Here is a 19143-nt window from a genome sequence, read left to right as displayed (position 1 = left end):
GCCGCCGGCGCGCCGCCGTCATCGATCGATCTTTTCGTAAGGCTCTCGTGGGGGGAGGACTCATGTCGAACGTGGTGAAATGGCTCTCGGATCTCCTGGCCGCGCCCTGGGCGGCGCGGCCGTTCACGCGGATGATGCGCGAGCGCGTGACCATCATCGTCATGCACCGGCTCGCGGACCCGGCGCGCGGCATCGCGGGCGTCGATCCGCGCGATCTCCGGCGCGCGCTCGAGTTCCTGAGGAAGGAGCGGTATCCGATCGTGTCGCTCGAGCGGGTCTTCCGGAGCCTCGCGGGCGAGGCGGCGCCCGTCGACCGGGCCGTCGCCTTCACGATGGATGACGGCACGAGCGACCAGGCGACGGTCGCCGCGCCGATCTTCGCGGAGTTCGATTGTCCGGCGACCATCTTCGTCGTGACCGGCTATCTGGACGGCGAGCTGTGGTGCTGGTGGCACCGCGTGGAGCACGTGTTCGAGTCGACGCGGCGCCGCGAGCTCAGCGTCATGATCGCCGGCCTCCGCCACGTCATCCGCCTGGACGAGGGCGTGCCGCGGGCGCACCTCGCGCGGCGCTTCATGGAGCAGTGCAAGCGCGTCCCCGAGCTCGAGAAGCTCCGCGCCATCGAGCGGCTCGCCGCCGCCGCCGAGGTCGAGCTCCCGGCGCGCCCGCCCGCGCGTTACGCGCCGATGTCGTGGGACGACGTCCGCGCGTGCGAGGCGCGCGGCATCACGTTCGGCCCGCACACGGTCACCCATCCGGTGCTCTCCAGGACGAGCGACGCGCAGTCGAAGCGCGAGATCGTCGTGTCCTGGGCGCGCCTGTGCGCCGAGGCCAGGCGCCCGGTCCCCATCTTCTGTTATCCGAACGGGCATGTGGGGACGGACTTCGGTCCTCGCGAGTGCGCCACGCTGCGCCGCCTCGGCTTCCTGGGGGCCGTGACCAACTCGCCTTGCGACCACGCGACCGTCGCGGGATTCCAGAGCTCGCCGGACGCGCAGTACTCGGTGCCCCGGGTCGACTTCGGCGCGGATCACCGGAGCTTCATCCAGTCGGTGTCGGGCGTCCTGCGGACGAAGCAGCTGCTCAAGCGGCACGTCGCCTGGCGGGGCGCGGCCGCGCCGGCCGATCCGGGCCTGTCGCCCGAAGGCCCTCAGGGCGACAACCGCGGCCCGTCGACCTCGCTGTTCGAGTGATCATGGACCGACAGGACATCGACGCCATCCGCTTCTCCCCCGAGCGCCCCCCGGCGCTCGTGCCGCGGTCGCGGGGGCGCCCACGGTCCACGACGCCTTCGCCTGGGACGACCCGAGGCCCTTCGCGCGATGGGCCAGCACATTCCTCACACGAAAGGTGGCGCGCCATGCTTTACGGGATCATCGCGGACGTTCACGGTAACCTCGAGGCCCTCTCGGCCGTGCAGGCGTTCCTCGCGGAGCGGGGTGTCGAGCACCTGCTCTGCCTCGGGGACATCGTCGGATACAACGCCGACTCGGACGCGTGCGTGCGCCTGCTCGGGCGGCCGCCGGTCCTCGCGATCACGGGCAACCACGACCTCGTCGCGATCGGGCGGATCGACGTCGAGCGCTGCGGCGCGAAGGCCGCCTTCGCGCTCCAGCGCACGCGCGCCGCGCTCTCCGTGGACAGCAAGCGGGCGCTCGCCCTCTTGCCCAGGCGGCGCCTCATCGAGGGAGAGATCGTCCTCATTCACGGCGGCGTCGACGATACGTGCGAATACATGACGAGCCCCGCGCACATCGAGGAGAACGCGCGGCTCCTCGGCGAGCGCGAGCCCAGCGGGCGCATCTGTTTCTTCGGGCACACCCACGTCCAGGCGCTCTACGAGGTCGAGGCGGGCGTCGCGACGCTGCGGTCGGCCTGCGATCGCGTCTCGCTCGACCGCGCGCGGGGCAGGCGCTTCTTCATCAACCCCGGCTCGGTCGACGCGGCCCGGAGGCGCGACAAGCTCGCCGAGTTCGCCATCTTCGACTCGTCGCGACAGGACGTCTGGTTTCACCGGGTCCGTTACGATCACGAGCGCGCCGAGCGACGCGCCGCCGAGGAGGGATATCGAATGACGTGGCTGGACAAGCATTTCGGCGCGGCGCGCGGGGCGATCGCCCAGCTGCGGCCGCGATGGCGCTGAGGGGCGGCGATGCCGCCGCGCCGCGCCGCGCGAGGGGGGCGGCGCGGCGCGGCGGGCACGGGGAGGGGAGCTCGATGGGGACGAGGCGGAGGGGGAGATGCTGCGGTTTCACTTGGTGACCGAGGTCGCCGAGCTCGCCGCGATGCGGGCGGCGTGGGAAGATCTGATGGGGCGGAGCGACATGGACGAGCCGATGCTCGCGCCGGACTGGATGCTCGCCTGGTGGCGGGGGTTCGGGGCGCAGGGCCGCGCGCTGCGCGCCGCGCTGTTCTTCGACGGGCCCCGCCTGACGAGCTCCGCGTGATGAAGCGGCGCGTGCTCGCCACGTGGCGCGCCGCCGCCCGGTCGCTCCGCCGCGACCTGGCGGACCCGCCGGCGCCCCCGCGCGGGGCGCCGGCGACCGCCGCGGCCGACGGCGCGAGCCCCCGGCCGGCGGCGCGGGAGCGCGCCGCGTCGTCGTGAGCCGCTGTCCGGGCGCGGGGATGCTCAGGCTTCTCTGCGGTGCTCCGCGGGGAGCGAGGCGCCCCTCGGCGCGGCTCAGAGGCCGACGGTGGCGCGGAAGAACTGGCCCTCTCCCTCGATGGCGTAGCCCCCCGAGGCGAACGGGACGAAGACCGAGCCGCCCTGGCGGAGCCCCTGGGCGGCGCCGCGCGCGTCGGCCAGCGACGCCTGTCCCCGGGTGCACAGCACGATCTCGGGGCCGCGCCGGTCGTCGGTCCGCCACGACGACGCGGCGTCGAGCTCGATGCGCGAGAGCCGGAACTCCGGCGCCGGGGTGTCGTAGATGGACTCCGCGCCGGCCCGGCGCGGCGCGACGGGCTCGACGCGCCACGGGGAGAAGTCGAGGACGCGCAGGAGCTCGCCGACGTTGACGTGCTTCGGCGTGAGCCCGCCGCGCAGCACGTTGTCGGAGCTCGCCATGATCTCGATCCCGACCCCCTGCACGTAGGCGTGCAGCCGGCGCGGCGGCAGGTACAGCGCCTCGCCCGGCTCGAGGTGCACGTCGTTCAGCAGGAGCGCGATCACGACGCCGACGTCGCCCGGGTAGAGCTCGTGCAGGCGCAGCGCCCAGCCCGCGGCGCGCGCGAGCGGCCCGCCCGCCTCGGCGCGGGCCCGGCACGCCTCGACCACGGCGGACACGACCTCCCGCCGCGCCGCCGGCCCGAGCGCGAGCAGGCCCTCGACGAGCCGCGCGACCGCGGCCGCGTCGATGGGCCCGCTGCCGCGCGGGACGAGCGCGTCGCCCGGGCCGCCGGCGAGGAGCGCGAACGCGTCCGTCAGGGCCTCGGCCGGCCGGAAGCCGCAGAGCGCGTCGAACGGGGTGAGCGCGCAGATGAGCTCGGGCTTGTGGTGCGGGTCGCGGTAGGTGCGCTCGGGCGCGTCGACCGGGACGCCGGCCGCGTTCTCCGCGTCGAACCCGCGCCGCGCCTGCGCCTCGTCCGGGTGCGCCTGCAGCGACAGCGGCTGGTCGGCCGCGAGCACCTTGAGCAGAAACGGGAGCCGCGCGCCGAAGCGATCGCGCGTCGGCGCGCCCAGGAAGGCGTCCGCGTGCCTGGGGATGGCGTCGATCAGGCGCTCGCGGCCTCCGTCGAGTTCGACGATCGAGGAGGCCGCCGGGTGGGCGCCCATCCAGAGCTCGGCCTGCGGCTTGTCGGAGGGTCCCTGTCCGAGCAGCGCCGCGATGGCCTCCCGCGAGCCCCAGGCATACTCCTGAACACGGTTCTCGAGCGCAAACATGGATAGCTCCTGCGGGCGGCACCCTACCGGATGGCCCCGTGGAAGTCAGCCCTTGAGCGCGTGGGCGATGCCGCTCTCCAGCGTCGACCGCGTGACAAGGCCGCTGAGATCGGCGCCGAGCTCGACCAGGGTCTCTGCGATCTTCGGCTGGATGCCTGTCAGGATCACGGTCGCGCCGAGCATCCCGACGGCCTGGGCCGTCTTGACCAGCGCGTTCGCGACGTCGGCGTCCACGGCCGGCACGCCGGTGATGTCGAGGATCACCCGCCTGGCCCCGTGGGCGACGATGCCGCCGAGCAGCACCTCGAGGGCGCTCTGCGCGCGGCGCTGGTCGATGTCGCCGATGAGCGGCATGACGAGGACGCCCTTGGCGATCGGCAAGAGCGGCGTGGAGAGGGCGCGCAGGCTCCGCTCCTGAGCGCGGATGATCTCGGCCTGGAGCTCCTGGTTCTCGGCCTCTGCGCGCTTGTAGCTGGTGATATCGGTCGAGACGCCGCAGACGCCGCGGACCGCCCCGGCCGCGTCCCTGAGCGGGAACTTGAGCACGGCGAAGTGGTGGAGCTGCCCGTCGGGGCTCACGTCGCCCTCGTCCCACGAGAGCGTCCGGCCGGTGGTGAGGACCTCGAGATCGGAGGTACGGAACGTGTCGGCGCGCTCCTTCGGGAAGATCTCGTGATCGGTCTTCCCGGCCACATCGCCCCACGCGAGGCGCGCCCAGCTCAGGAAGTACCCGTTCGCCAGGATGTAGCGGCCGCCCGTGTCCTTGGCGAAGAGCAGCATGGGCGCGGCCTCGAGGACCGCGCGGAGCACGTCGACGTCGTCGGACGGCGCGCCGCCGCGGGGCGTTCGCTCCTTGGCGCCGGGGCCGGGGTCAGGGGGCGGCGCTCCGGGCGGCGACCCGTCACCGGGGTCGGGTCTGGCGAGCGCCCGCCGCAGCTCGGCGAGCTCGCGGCGGAGCTCTTCGTTCTGCGCGCGCAGGGCCTCGTTGTCGCGCTGTAGATCGTCTCGGTGGGATCGGTCCTCCGCCATGCTCCGCTCGCCTCGTATCGTTTGCTCCGCTGGCCGCTTCGGCCCCCTTCCGGAACGGGCGGGCGAATCGCCTGCCACGTAAGCGCGCCAGGGTGACACTGTCAAGGTGGTCCCACCGCGGCTGTCGGGGGCGCCACGCGCGGGAAGGGAAGGGTGCCCGGGGGGCGTAAGACGCGCTTCGGGCTCGCGCTGCTCGGCGGCTGTCGGCGCAGCGTCTGACGCGGCGAGCGGCTCTGGCTTTACGCGGTCCGGCGTGCGCCCTAGGCTCGGCGAATGACCACGATCAAGGACGACGCGCGGCTCTCACCCATCCTTGCGAGGCTGCGCGATGCCGCGCTGGCCTATCCCGAGGCGGTGGAGGAGTTCCCCTGGGGCGATCGCGTGGCCAAGGTGCGCGGGAAGATCTTCGTCTTCCTCAACCTCCACGAAGGGAAGCTCGTCGTGACCGCGAAGCTGCCGCAGTCGGGCGAGGCCGCGCTCCTGCTGCCGTTCGCGGCGCCGACCGGGTACAACCTCGGCAAGAGCGGGTGGGTGACAGCGCGCTTCGGCCCGAAGGACCGCGTGCCCGAGGCGATGCTGCTCGAGTGGATCGAGGAGAGCTACCGCGCGGTGGCGCCGCAGCGGGCGTTGCGGGCGAAGGAGGAGGGGGCGACGGGGAAGGGGGCGAGGGCGAGTAAGCGAGAGGGGGAGGGGAAGAAGGGGGTTGCGGCGAAGAAGGGGGTTGCGGCGAAGAAGGGGGTTGCGGCGAAGAAGGGGGTTGGAACGAAGAAGGGCGCTGCGGCGAAGAAGGGCGCTGCGGCGAAGAAGGGCGCTGCGGCGAAGAAGGGCGCTGCGGCGAAGAAGGGCGCTGCGGCGAAGAAGGGCGCTGCGGCGAAGAAGGGCGCTGCAGCCGGGGAGAAGGTTGCGGCGAAGAAGGGCGCTGCGGCGAAGAAGGGGGCGAGGGGGGAACGCGCGCCGGAGAAGAAGACGCCTCCGGCGCAGCGACCGCAGCCCACCCGGAAGTAGCTCCGGGCATCCGTCCACGATCGATTTGTCGTATCCGCCGGCGCCAGCGCTCCGCGCTGAGACAGGTGCGCCGGCTTCGACCTGACGAGCGCCAGCTCCATGAGACTGCGCGGCGTATCGCTCTTCCCCAGAGCATGAACTTTGTGTAAATGATGTAGGCGATGTCACTGCCGCGAGGGGACGGTGACGTCCAGGATCCGCTCGGGGAAGGTGCTGTGAATGCGCGCGCGCTTTCGAAATACGCTTCTCGTTTTCATGCCCTTCTTTGCTGCGAGCGCCTTGTTCCTCGTCGGAGAGCGGGAGGCTCGCGCCGACGAGGCCACCGGGGTTGTGCTCGAGATCCAGGGCAATGACCTCCTCCTCGATCTGGGGCAGACCGTAGGCGTCTCCGAGGGGGCCAGGGTGCAGCTCTGGCGTCCCGTCCGGCTCAAGCACCCCATCACCGGCAAGACCGTCACGGATCGGTTCCTCATCGGCACGCTTCAGATCGTGCAGCTTCGCCCGACCATTTCTCTCGCTCAGGCCGTCGGGACGCCCACCAGGACGCCGCAGGCAGGCGACGTCGTGATCGCCTCGGGGATCCCTCCGGCGCCCGCGAAGAAGCCCGACAAACCGGCGAAGGACGCGAGCGACTCCACGTATGGCATCCCGGCGAGCAACGCACCGCGGGCGGGGGATCCCGACGCCGCCGCCCTTGCGGCGATGTTCGAGAGCCTGGGAGGGGCGGATCCGGCGGCGCGCATCGACGCTTACGAGAAATACGTGCGCGCGTCGCCGTCCAGCCGCTTCGCGCCGGTGCTCAACGAGGAGGCGCAGGCGCTGCGCCGCATGATGGTCGCCGAGAGCAAGGCGTCGGAGCAGAAGGCCACGGATAAGGCCAGCGCCAAGGGGGATCTCCTGCTCGCCTTCATCACGCCGGCCGGGGCTGTCGCCGGCGTGCCCCTCGAGCTCGGTATGCAACTGCGCGACGGTGCCGTGGGCGCGGTCGTTCACCTGCGGACGCCCAAGCAGCCCAACTACCAGCCGTTCCCGATGACGCCCATGGGCCGCGGGTACTTCTCCACGGTGATCCCTGGCAGCGCGCTCATCAACCAACACATGGAGTTCTTCGCGGAGGCCGCGACGAGCGCCGGCGAGATGGTTGCCGTCGTGGGCAGCAGCACGGCGCCAGCAGAGCTGCCGCTCGAGCCGCGGCTCCCCGATCACGAGCCGGCGCCGATCGAGACGACGGTGGCCGTCTCGACCGACTTCGCAGACTACAACCGGCTGAGAGACAACGATTACATGTTGCAGGTGGAGGGGATGGTGAGCCTCCGGTATGGCGACACCGGCATCCGGGCGCTCCGGACCGGGTTCGGCGTGTACAGCGGCTATGGCGGCAACGTCGAAGAGCTCGATGGGGAGCTCGACCTCGATCCACGGAAGGTGGGGCTCACGTACGGGTATCTCGAAACGGAGGTCGGCTTCAGTTACGGAGCGTCGCTCATCGGTCGCGCCCTCGTAGGGCTTGGCGAGGGCGGCGTGTCCGGCGGCGGGCATGTCATGTTCCGCATCGGCAACGACAAGCACACGAACCTCGTCCTGGGCGGCGAGCTCCTGGGTGGGATCGGTGCACGTGGCATCACGCAGCTGGAGCTCGCCGCTTTCCGGAGGTTCCCGATGCTGTTCCGGGTCGAGGTGACGAACCAGCCCGCAGGAGCGACGGGTGAGCCGAGCGTCGAGCCCGCCGAGGAGAGCGAGGCGTCCAAGAAGGTGTCCCAGGGAAAGGGCAAGGTCGGAGCGCGCGCCGTGCTCCAGCTGGGGTGGAGGGTGCAGGACCCCCTGGTGTTCAGCGTGCGCGCTTCGTATCAGGGTCGGACCATCGACCACTCGGGTCCAGGTGTGGGCGCGGCGGTGAGCTACCAGTGGTGATGCTCGATCAGGCACCGGACGTGATTCCACCGGCGCGCTCGTTCGGGCGCGTGTTTGCCTTTCTCTGCGCGGTTGCCTTGGTGCTTGGGGGCCCGGCCACTGCGTCGGCCGGGGATGCTCCCGTGGGAGCGCCGGCGGCGGCCGGAGGACAGGCGGCGTCGCAGGCGACCTCGACCAGCCCGCGCGACGCGCCGGCTGCCGCGGCGGAGGTGCGCATGGTCCACGCGCCGGTCTCGGTGGGCAAGTCTGGAGAGGTACTCTCGATCGAGGCGAGCTTCGATAATGCCCACCTGATCCGACAGGCGTTCGTCGTCTACAGGCTGCCGGATGGAACCCTGCGGTCGGCGTCGTTTCAGCGGTCGGGCAGCGCCGCGCTCGCCTACGTCGCGGTGATCCCGCTGGATGTGGTGGTGCCGCCGGGGCTGGACTATACGATCGAAATCGAGCGCGTCGACGGCGTCCGCGCGAGCGTGTTCGCCTCGCGCGCGCGCATGCACCACGTGCAGGTGGCTGAGGCCCCCATGGATGCCGTGGAGCGCACGCTGCTGAAGCGGTCCGGCGGGCGGCGCAGCACGGCGTCGGCGAGGGTCGAGAGCGTCGACTTCGGAGCGCGCCCCCCGAACGAGCCAGAGTGTCAGGCGTCGAGCGCCGAGGAGTGCCCTGACGCCGAGCCGAGCGATCGCGAGGTAGGCGACCATTACTGGAAAGCAGAGCTCTCGTACACGTATCGACTGCTCCGGATGGTGACCGAGTTCTCCATGCGCGCCGGGGTCATCCTCGGAAAGTCGCCGGAAGCGCCGAAGGACAAGAACTACGAGGTGGGCCTCTATTATGCAGCGCCGAGCGTTAGGCTCCGGCTCTCGGACTCGTGGCATGTGGAGGCGGAGCTGCTCGCCGGCATGACGAAGAAGAGCTTCACCATGGGCGTCGGTGGTGCATTTCTCATCGGCGATCCGTACGGCTCGAAGATCACGCTGGGGTTCGAGACGATCGGGCTGGGGAGCGATACGGAGTTCGGGACCACATTCTACAGCCGCGTGGACTTCCCCGCTGGAGACTCGCTGTCGCTGGCGCCAGTGATCGAGGTGACGGACATGCCGAGCGCGAGTAGCTTCGGGGTGCGGCTCGTCGGCGAGGCGACGTTGAAGATCTCGGACCTGTTCTCCGCCGCGCTCCGCGGCGGCTATCAGTCGCGCAAGTCGGACAGCGGCGGCGTGGGCGTGGGCTTGCAGGCGTCCGTGGCGTTCTGAACCTCGGACGCCGCCCGACGTCCCTCCGAGGCGGGACCGCGTCCGTTCGAGGGGAGCGAGATCCGGTTACGGGCGCGAGCGCTGGGTGCGGAGGGGTGAGCGCGGGCTTCGTTCAAGGACTGCCGCTCGGCGCCTCGCACGCGCCGTCTCCGCGGCAGGCTCCACCTGGGCACTCGTCGTCGGGATCCGTGTTCGCCGTTACGGGGGCGCACGTGCCGTCGGGCTCGCCGGTCTTGGTCTCCTCGCAGGCCATGCACGTACCTGTGCAGGTCGAGTCGCAGGGGTGCCACTCGTTGTCCAGGAACAGGCAGCTCGCCAGCCCGGCGCAGGACACGGCCGCCGCTGCCGCATGCCATCGTGAGCGTCGTGGAGCTCTCCTCATCTGCTTCTCGGATCCCCTTACCATCTCCCCACGAGCGAGATGCCGTCGGGGCCCAGGAGCACGCTGGCCGCGGCGTCCGTTCTTCCTCGCGGGTCCGCCTTTCGCGCGGGCGGCGCGAGCAGCACGAGGGCGGCGCCGGTGGCGAGCGCGACGCCGCCCGCGATGAAGCTCACCGTGGAGAGCGTGGCGGCCGTCTTGCTCTCATCGAGCAGCGCGCCGCCTTCGGGCGTGCACGCCTTCGAGGCGCCGGCGTTCGAAACGTCGCAATGCCCGGTGCCCTCGCGGTTCTTTGACAGCGCCGTCATGCCGAAGCCCGCGCCGACGGCGAGCCCGACCAGGCCGACCCCGCCGGTGACCAGGCCGGCGGTGCGCAGCGGTGAGCCCGGATCGCCCGCGGGTTTCTCGGGCGCCGTGGCCCTCGGTTCGGGCGAGGGCGGCGACGCCGTGCTCGGGAGCAGAACGGTGCCAGCGAGCGGCGAGGCGGCTGGGGGGCCCGAGGCGGCCTGCGTCGGTGTTCGAGCCGCGCGCTCGAGCGGCGGGATCGTGACGGTGACCGTCTGTCCTTCCCGCTCGATCGCCGCCGTGGTCTCCCAGCGTTTCGCTCCGGTGGCGGTGGCGGAGATCTTGTGCGGCCCGGGGTCCACCGGGACTGCGATGCCCCACTGGGCCTCGACCAGCACGGCGTCGTCGCGCCTCACCTCGAGCCCCGGCGTGCGCCGAGCCTCGTCGGACACCACGACGGCGAGCCGCGAGAGCCGCGGCTGCAGCGCGTCCACGCGTGCGCGCGCGTATTCCTCCCGTGCCTTCTGGCCGGCAGCCTTCGTCGCGTCGACGACCTCCAGGTAGTTGATCCAGGCGCTGGCCAGCTGGCCGACGTGCTCCAGACAGTCGGCGAGGTAGAACTGCGTGCCGATGCCCGCGTTGAGCTGGAGGCTCGCCGCCAGCTTCGGGCACGCCTCCGCGTACTTGCCCTCCCGCGTGAGCTTGCGTGCCTCCTCGAAGAGCGCGCGGGCATCCGCTTTCCTCTTCGCGTCGCCCGCGTCGGCGCGTGCGCCCGGCGCACCGGTGATCGTCGTGAGGATGCACGCGGCGAGCCCCGCCGCGCGGGCGCGGGATCGGAAGAGAACACCGCTCTTCACTGGGGAAGTCCTTCGAACGGGTCATCGGCTGCGCGCGCCGGGGCGGGGCGTGCGGGGGGCGGCGTCGGCTTCGGCGTGGCCGGTGCGGCGCGAGGGGCCGCTGCAGGCCGCGCGCTTTGGAGCGTGGGCGCGCTCGTGCCGCCGGAGGAGGTGGACGTCGCCAGCGCTGCGGGAGTGGACGTCGCCGGCGCTGCGGGGGTGGACGTCGCCGGCGCTGCGTCGGCAGAGGGTCTATCGTTCTGGCGCGCGGTATCGGCCAGGGGGGGCTGCGAGGGGGGCGGCCCCTGGGGGCTCGGTTGATCCGAGACCGCTCCCGGAGCTGGAGGAGAGGCCATGGACGTCGTGGCCTGTTCGGTCGGGCCGCTGTCTCCGAGAGACTTGAAGCTTGCCACGGCAACCCCGAGCACGGTGGCGACCGCCGCAAGCACCGCGAGCACCGCCGGAGCGCTGGATCTCTTCGGCGCGGCGCCTGCCTTCACGGGCAGAGTTGTGCTGACGCCGGCCCCGGTGGGCGGCCGTTCCGAGCTCGCTTCGGATGCTGCTGCTCCCGCAGGTGTTTGCGGTGCAGCAGGCGGCGCGGGCGCCGCGAGCGCCTCCAGCGGCGGCGCGGGCGCCGCGAGCGCCTCCAGCGGCGGCGCGGGCGCCGCGAGCGCCTCCAGCGGCGGCGTGCCCGCTGGCCCCGCCGCATGCGGCATTGGCTCATGCGATGGTGGTGTCGCGGCCACCGTGGGGCCCAACCACTCGTGCGACGGATGGGGTACGGGGTCGAGCAAGGAGGTCCCGGATGCCGCCAGCGCGTGGGCGGGGGCGGGATGATCCGCACCGGAGCCGAGCGACCCCCTGGCGCCGGGACCGATGCGGGCGATGCGCAAGATGCGATCGGCCAGGCGCTGCGAGCCCTCGGGGCCGAACGGCGCCAGCGCGGCCGCCAGATCGGCCACCGCCGGGAAGCGCCTCTCGCGATCTTTCTGCAGGCAGCGGTCGACGACGGCTTCGAGCGCGGCGGGCACCTCGGGCCGCAGGTCGCGCAGCCGGCGCGGCTCGGTCTGCAGCACGAGCGCGCACACCTGCGGTATCGTCTCGGCCCGGAAGGGCGCCTCTCCTGCCAGGAGCTGGTAGAGGACGACGCCGAGCGACCAGATGTCCGTGCGCGCGTCCACGTCGCGGGTCGAGAGCATCTGTTCCGGCGACATGTACATGGGTGAGCCGAGCATCGACGCCGTCCGCGTCATGTCCTGGCCGCCCGCGCCGCTCACGAGCTTCGAGATGCCGAAGTCGAGGACCTTGACGCGCGCGCCGCCGTCCCGGGTCGACGCGAGGAACAGATTGGCGGGCTTCAGGTCGCGGTGGATGATCCCGAGCGCGTGCGCCTCGGCGAGGGCGTCGCACGCCTCAAGGACGAAGCCGGCGGTCTCCGTGATGCCCTGCTTGCCCTCGTCCCGGAGCTTGGACGCGAGGTCCTGCCCCGAGAGGTGCTCCATCACGATGTAGGGCGCGCCCGACTCCAGCGTGTCGGCGTCGCTGATCCGCACGACGTGCTCGCTCTTGATCTTCGACGCCGCGCGCGCCTCGCGGAGGAAGCGCACGACGAGGCTGGCGTCCTGCGCCGTCTCGATCCGCATGAGCTTGATCGCGACCAGCTCGTCGAGGCGGAGGTGCCTCGCGGAGAGGACGACGCCCATGCCCCCCTCGCCGAGCACCTGCTCCACGCGGTACTTTCCTGCGAGGAGATCACCGGGTCGAGCGAGCGGAGTCATGGCGTGCGCCTCGTTCCGTGGGTCCCAGGTGCTGCGTCACTCGATGCGGGGCCGCCGCCGTGCCCGTGGACGAGGGCGCCGCGCGAGCCGGCGAGCGCCATCGTAGAAGATCCCCTGCCGGCCGGGCAAGCGCGAGAGCGCGACGCGCAGCGACGGCGATACCGGCGAAGGTCTCAGGGCTTTCGGCGCGGTCGTGGGGGTCTCCGCGGCGTCCGCGGTTCCGCCCCGGCGGCGCGCGCGTCGCGCAGATCTTGCGGCCGTCCCACGGCCCGCTTGTTCGCCAGGAGGTCGTCGCGGCCGATGAAGTGCACCGGTACGCCTGCAACGTCGGCAGTAACAGGCCGTGGCCGCCGATCACCAGGTACCGCGCCGCGGCGCCTGCGAACGCCGGAGGCATCTCGACCGAATCGGGGGGCAAGTTCATCAGGATGCCGCAAGCTCCACGCCGTCAGCGAAAGCTCGATCGATGCCTCGAAGCGCGCCGCCGGCCCCGCCTGATCCCAGAACGCCTGGTCGGTCGCGTCCAGCTCGGCGTGGCTCTCCACGCGGCCCCCTGCCCAGTCGCGCTTGCTTGCCGTCATCAGCCCCGTCTTACCAGAACAGCGGGCTCCTCGCCCCGCCTTGGAGGCCGCCCCGGGGGCGAGCGTCGCCTTGGTAGGCTCGTCCATGGCTGCTGCACGGGGGGGGAGGCTGACGTCGCTTGCTGCCCCGTCCGGAACCGGCTATCGACGGCGTCGGTGCTTCCGACGCAGCGTATCCAGGAGCAGCTCAGTCTGGCCTATCTCCGAGCGGTCTCAGCGCGAGCGGGGTGCACCGCTCATACACCCCCCGACGATTTCGGCGTGGATCTCTGGATAGGCTACCTCACCGTCATACAGGGCAAGCCCCGCGACCTGGGTCATCAAATCGGCATCCAGGCGAAGGCCACGACACGCGCGAGGGTGTTCGAGACGCACATCTCGTATGACCTCGATATCAAGGCCTACAACGACTTGACGCGCAGGGCCGGACTGCCTCGGATCCTCGTCGTGCACGTCATGCCGGAGCCCGACGGAGAATGGATGGACGTGTCCGAGGAGCGGCTCCTCCTCAGGCGCTGCGCTTACTGGCATGACCTGCGTGGAGGACCGGTATCACGAAATGACTCGACCATCCGGATCGGAATACCGCGCTCCAATCGCTTCAATGTGGAAGCGCTGCAGGGGCCGTTGAAGCAGCTCGCGATCAGAGGGAAGCGCGCATGAAGTCGATCGACGCAGTCCGTCCATGGCACCTGCAGCACTACCTGGAACGGCACGGGTGGTCGCGCATAGCCGGCATTTCCGACGACGACGTTGACGTCTACGAAACTTCCCTTCAGGACGAGGACGGGAAGCCCGTGCGGCTCTTCGTCCCTGCTTCCACGGAGCTCGACGACTTTGCGCGCATGCGAGACAACCTTATCAACGCCCTGAGCGAGATCGAGGAGCGCCCGGTCGACGCCATCGTGCACGACCTGGACGGGCCGGATATCGTCGGGGCGCGCACCGACGTCTTCATGGCCCGTATATTGGTATCAGGGGGCGGCGACCGCCTCGGATTTCGGGGGTTGCTCACTGCTTATCATGCGCTCTTCGACCTATTCGCTTATGCAGCAACCGCAGAGATCATGACGCCCGTCCCATACTTCTCCCAACAGCACAAGGCGGCTCGCCGTTTTGCCAATGAGCTCCTCATCCCTGCGCCCGCGCGAGGCAGCTTTGTCTTGCAGGTTGAATCGCCGGTAGACCCATTCATCCCGCTACGCGGCCGCCATGGCCGCGGTGCGCCGAACACGCCCGAGCCCTCCCCGTTCGCCCGCCGCGTGATGGTTCGGGTGCTCCGGGGGCTGCGCGATGTGCTGCGCTCAGGGCAGGACGCCGAGCGGTTGGATCAGCTATTCGTGGAGGGTCTGAACGCCAACATGTGCGAGGCGCTGGGGAGCCTCCATGAAGCCCTCCAGGATACACCGGTGGATTTCGGTGTGAGCTGGTCTCCCCGCGCAGCGGTGCCGCAAGATCTAGAGCGGCTCGCGCCCATTCGCTACGAGCGACGCACCTTCGAGGCTGTCCGTGAGGTCGGCAGCGCGCTGCGGCAACCGACGGTCGCGCGCCCGCAGGGCCTCACGGGGTACGTCGTCGAGCTGAGGGCGAAGCGCTCCGCGCACGCTATCAGCGACGAGCGCCGCGTGATCCTGTCCACCGAGGTGGAGGGGAGGACCCACGCGGTCGAGATCTCGCTGGAGGAACGAGACTACCAGGTCGCATGCGACGCCCACAGAGACCGCCGACCCGTGCGCGTCGAGGGCCTCCTGGAGCGCATCGGCAAGCACTGGCAGCTCACGAGGTACCAGGGCTTCGGGCTCGTCGGCTGAGCCCTAAGGGAAAGGAGTCGGCGGCGACCCGCCGCTCCCAGGATGGCTCGACTTTGACCCCCGGGTGACAGTTTGCAAGAAATCGATGCGAGCGGAGACTTGCGTGGTCCAGACGTTGTCGTTCGGCCGCGCTGTCCGGAGGCTCGCCACGATCTTGTCCGGCATACCCACGCATAGCAACTCCAATCCGAGACAGCAGCGCAACTGCGGTGCCTTCGACCAGGCAGCTACTCTACGGTGGAATCGCTGCAGAATCATGGACGATTGCCCAGAAGCGCCCGCGGGCTGAATCATCATGATGGTTCATAATCTCTGAGGCCGCTATTGTGCGAATTGTCTCCTTCTGGATGGGGTCTGTCGCAATCATAGCGCGTGCCCACAGATCCCAATCTGAATGTCTTAGCTCGCATATGGTGATTTCCGTGCTTACAATGCGATTCAGATCTATCGGGCTAGCGGATACATCTATCCCGAAGAGCCCTGACCACTGCCCTGCAGCTAGGGCTCCCCGAACCCATTGCCAAGAGTCAATTACTTCGCGAATGTCGTTCAGCGACCGTCTACAACATGCGTCTGGATTGAACATTAACGTCTCTGGTTCGCGATACCGTCTCGCTCGGGGCAGAGTGGGCCTCGGAGGTGAGGGGGGCGGCGGCGGGTCTGGTAGCGGCCAAACATACCTGTCTTCCTGAGGACTGATGGAAAGGCGTCCGCCATGCCGTTGAACGCGTCCCGTCGCTTCGGTATATTCCCGGCGATTGTAGTCGTTGAGGCGAAGGGAATACAAATGCTCAATCGTGGTAGCGTTGACCACGATCTTGAGCTTTGTCTGTCCTCCGGGTGTAGGCAAGGCGATGTCAACATCCTCGGCACCATCTCTGGCCCAGTGGTACCACACATGTGTGACGTAGGGAATGTGCTCGCTTGTGTGGTATATGCGCAAATGGCATGTCGCTGCGTATGCTACCCAACGAGCGATGGCTTCCGCCAAGGTCAGGCCTGAAATCGGAATGGTAGATCGGCTGGTGTTCGCAAGGAGGAGGAGACTAAGAAATTGCTCATGAGTCACTGGCGGTGCCTCTCATTAGCAGCGGACCGGATTCAGTGTGAAGAGCCTAGCGGATGGGAGCGCTCGAACGCCATGCGGGGGACGCCGATGACGCCGGTCGAATTGATTGCAATGCGGACGCCGCATCGTGCCATACCTGCCGCGGCTAGGAACCGTGCGACTGGACAAGAGTGTCGCGTGTCTTGTGGTCGATTATACCCGTTACTTGAAGCCCCTGCGCTCTCTGGAAGGCCGCAATCGGCTCGCGCAGCGTATCGGCGGAAAGCTCGACCTCGCTGAAGTCGAGAGACACTAGGTAACCGAGGTGTGCAAGGCGCTTGGCGACGCCGCTCAGCTCGACGGCAGGGTCCATGTGGCCAACGCGCACGCGATAATACAGGCCTGCTTCGTACAGAGAAAGGCCTACTTCACGAATGTGAATCGGCACATGGAAGAGGGCGATCCCGCTCCCGTCGGTTCTGCTCTCGAACGGGTTCGGCCCGATGCCCTCCACACGGAAGGGTTGGTTTTCGACAGGCGTCCTGTCGATACTTTCGAGTGCAAGCTTGACCTCGACGGTCGGTATGTGTGCTGTGAAGTGGTTTTCTCCGCCAGTCGTGAGCGGCAGCGGGTTCCATCTCTCGCCTGCGTCGGGTAGGTAGAGGATATCGCCGGGCTGGAGGACATCAGGGCTCGCGCGTTTTTTTTGAAGCGCATCGTTCAACGGGTGGTTCCACACCTCTTCGGCGGAGAAGCCACGCATATGCGCTATCCGGGTCAGGTAGTCGCCCTGCCGAACGACGTACGGTCGCATGTCTATGCTTCCTCCACTTCCGCGAGATCCGGGAACAGGATTGATGCGGAGCCGTCGAGATGGATCTCTGCCTTGCCATCGCGGTCGAGTATCCCTCCCCGTTCAGCGCCGTCCTCGAGCAGGACCAGGAACCGCTGGTAGGCGAGCGGCTGTCCTGCCTGGTCCTTCAGCTCGATCCTTGTCTTCTGCGACGTCGTCTGCACGTCGGAGGCGGACTCGCTGTCCGGAGATTTCAGCCTCACCGCAGCCCCATCGATCTTCGCGTCCGCCGTGAGGCTCACCGTCGCCCCCGCCGACTTGAGCAGCACCTTGCTGTCCGAGAAGACCAGCGCCCGCGCCTTCGCGCGGAGCCGCACGTCATCCTTCTCCAGGACCGCAGCGGCGCCGTCCGCCTGCAAGAAGATGGCCGGCGACGACAGCTCGATATGATCCGGCGCCAGGCGAAGCGTGCTCTTGCCGCAGCGGAGCACGACCTCCTTCTCCGACGATATCTCCGTCGATCCGCTGCTCGACAGGTCCGTCGTCCCCTCGACCCGCAGCGTGTACGACCGCGCCGCGCCGTGCCTCCCGACCAGCGTCACCGCCGATCCCAACACGCGCGTCGTCACCTCATCGCCGAAGCGCGCCTCGCTCGCGCCGTCGACCTCGCGCCGCTCCCGCCCTCCGACGCGGGTGCTCAGGTCCTCTGCCACCCTCCGGTCGACGTGCCCATTCACCACGCCGACGGCGTTCCCCTCGATCGTCGCCCTCTCATCGCCCCGCACCGTCGACGATCGGTCCCCGTCGACCACCCACGTCTCATTCCCCGCCACGGTATGCGTCAGGTCACCCCCCACGCTGCTCAAGCTGTTGCCGCCCACCAGGGTGAACCGGTTGCCCCCCATGTGCTCGGTCCGGTTCGCCCCGATCCGCGTCGTCTCGTCGTTCTCCACGGCGATGTCGAGGTCCTTCTGCGCGTGGACGTGCACCCGCTCGTGCCCGCGCCGATCCTCGAAGCTCAGCTCGTTGTGCCCGCCGCCCCCGCGGGTCGTCTGCGTCACGATCCCGCTCTTCGTCTTGCTCGCGGGCAGCGCGAACGGGTGGGGGTGCTGCGCGTTGTAGACGCACCCGGTGACCATGGGCCGGTCGACGTCGCCGCCGACGAACGTCACGAGCACCTCCATCCCGACGCGCGGGATGAACTGGAACCCCCATCCCGCGCCGGCCCACGCCTGCGCGACGCGGATCCAGCACGAGCTGCTCGGGCTGTTCTCGCCCTCGCGATCCCAGTGGAAGTGCACCTTGATCCGACCGAGCTCGTCGGTGTGGATCTCCTGGCCTGGAGGCCCCACGACGGTCGCCGTCTCCACCACCTGCCGGAGCTCGCGCCGCGGCCGCCGCGGGCGAAAGGCCACCTCCAGCGGCACGCACCGGAACGTGTTCCGGTAAACCTCCCCCGCCGCCTCACCGCCGCTCTGCCGCTCCGGCACGCAGCCCTCATGGTCGACACGGAAGATCGTGTATCGCCCGTCGTGCCCGTCCGCCGGGCTGCCGCGCAGCTCGAGCCAGCGTCCGGGCGACAGCCGGCGGCAGTGGCTCTCGCCCTCGCCGACGGAGGCGCCGGTGCGGTGCTGCTCCAGGTGGAGCCGCGCGACCGCGGTGTCGAGCCGGGATCGCTCGCGCTCGCCGCGGTGGTCGTACACCCGGACCCGCGCCGGATCGAACGCGTCTTCCCTCGCGGCGACGCGGGCCTCCGCGCGCAGGTCGAGCGCCGGCCGGACGAAGTCGAAGTCCTTGAGGAGCACCGCGCCCGGCCGCACCTCCTGCCGCAGGCGGAAGCGGCGCACGCCGTCCTCGCGCGTGGACAGACCGTCGCCCTCGCGGACCTCGAGCGCCGGCTCGCCGTCGATCGGCCTGACGAGGTGCGCATCATCCGCGAAGACGATCTCCTCGCCCTCGCCCTCGCCGTCCGGGTGCTCGAAATGGAAGAAAATGCCCTCGTCCGCGAGGATGCGCAGCAGGAAGTCGAGATCGCTCTCCTGATACTGCACGCAGTACGCGCGCGGCGCGTGCTCCCGCGCGAGGTGCCATTGCCGGGGCAAGCCCCAGTCGTCGAGGATCCGGTCGGCGATCTCGCGCACCGTGAGGTCCTGGAAGATCCGGCTGTTCTTACCGCGCCCGGCGAGCCACAGCCGCGGCGCCAGCCACAGCCGGTAGCCGTGCCGGCCTCCCTGATCGCCGAGCGTCCCCTCAGCCTCGATGCGGCGCACGATCCCGTGCACCGTGCGTCCCTCGTCCGGCGCGGTGCGCAGCGCGAGGCGCGCCGGTTGCCCGAGGAGATCGCGCTCGATCGCCGCAGGCGCGTGCTCGACGCGGGCCAGGAGGATCTCGAAGCGGTAGAGCCGCGAAATCTGCTCCGTGCCGCGAATGCGCACGATGGGGAGATCGGCCGGGGACCAGCGATCGGTCGTGAGCGTGAACGGCGCGATGCCCTCGGGAGCAGCTGTCGACGTGAACGCGGCGACCATCTCGAACGATGGTAGTCTAGCGGACATCA

Annotated in this window: 15 protein-coding genes; 9 read left to right on the top strand and 6 right to left on the bottom strand. The window is 69.8% G+C overall.

Features of this window, described 5'->3' with window-relative positions:
- Window positions 1-62: 62 nt before the first annotated feature.
- The 4 genes from WME98_RS53450 (at window position 63) to WME98_RS53435 (ending at window position 2605) form a co-directional block, all read left to right on the top strand.
- Window positions 63-1193 carry a polysaccharide deacetylase family protein gene (locus WME98_RS53450; protein ID WP_437949236.1) on the top strand — a complete coding sequence of 377 codons (1131 nt, stop codon included), beginning with the start codon at window positions 63-65 and terminating at the stop codon, window positions 1191-1193.
- 167 nt (window positions 1194-1360) lie between these two features.
- A complete protein-coding gene (locus WME98_RS53445) occupies window positions 1361-2143 on the top strand; it encodes a metallophosphoesterase family protein (RefSeq protein ID WP_437949235.1) in 783 nt (260 codons plus the stop codon).
- Window positions 2144-2240: 97 nt separating this feature from the next.
- Complete coding sequence (locus WME98_RS53440) at window positions 2241-2447, top strand: hypothetical protein (RefSeq protein ID WP_437949234.1); 207 nt, start codon at window positions 2241-2243, stop codon at window positions 2445-2447.
- The gene (locus WME98_RS53435; protein WP_437949233.1) at window positions 2444-2605 is read left to right on the top strand and encodes a hypothetical protein; all 162 of its coding nucleotides are present in this window, start codon (window positions 2444-2446) and stop codon (window positions 2603-2605) included. The genes WME98_RS53440 and WME98_RS53435 overlap by 4 nt, the downstream gene beginning before the upstream one ends.
- Window positions 2606-2680: 75 nt before the next feature.
- Here WME98_RS53435 and manA read toward each other — a convergent pair whose 3' ends face one another.
- Window positions 2681-3880: a mannose-6-phosphate isomerase, class I gene (gene manA / locus WME98_RS53430; protein WP_437949232.1), complete on the bottom strand. Its 1200-nt coding sequence runs from the start codon at window positions 3878-3880 to the stop codon at window positions 2681-2683.
- A 45-nt stretch (window positions 3881-3925) separates the two neighbouring features.
- Window positions 3926-4909 (bottom strand): PAS domain-containing protein, encoded by a 984-nt coding sequence (locus tag WME98_RS53425; RefSeq protein WP_437949231.1) that lies wholly within the window; start codon window positions 4907-4909, stop codon window positions 3926-3928.
- A gap of 273 nt (window positions 4910-5182) precedes the next feature.
- Between WME98_RS53425 and WME98_RS53420 the strand changes: the two genes are divergently transcribed.
- The 3 genes from WME98_RS53420 (at window position 5183) to WME98_RS53410 (ending at window position 9075) form a co-directional block, all read left to right on the top strand.
- On the top strand, window positions 5183-5914 hold the full coding sequence (locus WME98_RS53420) for an MmcQ/YjbR family DNA-binding protein (protein WP_437949230.1): 732 nt from the start codon (window positions 5183-5185) through the stop codon (window positions 5912-5914).
- A 255-nt stretch (window positions 5915-6169) separates the two neighbouring features.
- On the top strand, window positions 6170-7825 hold the full coding sequence (locus WME98_RS53415; protein ID WP_437949229.1) for a hypothetical protein: 1656 nt from the start codon (window positions 6170-6172) through the stop codon (window positions 7823-7825).
- 122 nt (window positions 7826-7947) lie between these two features.
- Window positions 7948-9075, top strand: a complete 1128-nt coding sequence (locus tag WME98_RS53410; protein ID WP_437949228.1) for a hypothetical protein — start codon at window positions 7948-7950, stop codon at window positions 9073-9075.
- A 399-nt stretch (window positions 9076-9474) separates the two neighbouring features.
- Here WME98_RS53410 and WME98_RS53405 read toward each other — a convergent pair whose 3' ends face one another.
- Together WME98_RS53405 and WME98_RS53400 are read right to left on the bottom strand one after the other, a co-directional pair.
- Window positions 9475-10596: a hypothetical protein gene (locus WME98_RS53405; RefSeq protein ID WP_437949227.1), complete on the bottom strand. Its 1122-nt coding sequence runs from the start codon at window positions 10594-10596 to the stop codon at window positions 9475-9477.
- Window positions 10593-12353 (bottom strand): serine/threonine-protein kinase, encoded by a 1761-nt coding sequence (locus tag WME98_RS53400; RefSeq protein WP_437949226.1) that lies wholly within the window; start codon window positions 12351-12353, stop codon window positions 10593-10595. Before WME98_RS53400 ends, WME98_RS53405 begins: the two co-directional genes overlap by 4 nt.
- A 428-nt stretch (window positions 12354-12781) precedes the next feature.
- Here WME98_RS53400 and WME98_RS53395 point away from each other — a divergent pair, with 428 nt between their 5' ends.
- Window positions 12782-13597 (top strand): DUF4365 domain-containing protein, encoded by an 816-nt coding sequence (locus tag WME98_RS53395; protein ID WP_437954142.1) that lies wholly within the window; start codon window positions 12782-12784, stop codon window positions 13595-13597.
- Entirely contained in the window at window positions 13594-14745 is a 1152-nt protein-coding gene (locus tag WME98_RS53390) for a hypothetical protein (RefSeq protein WP_437949225.1), read from the top strand. The genes WME98_RS53395 and WME98_RS53390 overlap by 4 nt, the downstream gene beginning before the upstream one ends.
- Window positions 14746-15959: 1214 nt before the next feature.
- Here WME98_RS53390 and WME98_RS53385 read toward each other — a convergent pair.
- The gene (locus WME98_RS53385) at window positions 15960-16607 is read right to left on the bottom strand and encodes a peptidoglycan-binding protein (RefSeq protein ID WP_437949224.1); all 648 of its coding nucleotides are present in this window, start codon (window positions 16605-16607) and stop codon (window positions 15960-15962) included.
- Window positions 16608-16609: 2 nt separating this feature from the next.
- Complete coding sequence (locus WME98_RS53380; protein WP_437949223.1) at window positions 16610-19141, bottom strand: type VI secretion system Vgr family protein; 2532 nt, start codon at window positions 19139-19141, stop codon at window positions 16610-16612.
- Window positions 19142-19143 lie beyond the last annotated feature (2 nt).

The organism is Sorangium sp. So ce296, from assembly GCF_051529605.1.
GTDB classification, from domain to species: Bacteria; Myxococcota_A; Polyangia; order Polyangiales; family Polyangiaceae; genus Sorangium; species Sorangium cellulosum_D.
This window is presented reverse-complemented; position numbering and strand designations above follow the sequence as displayed.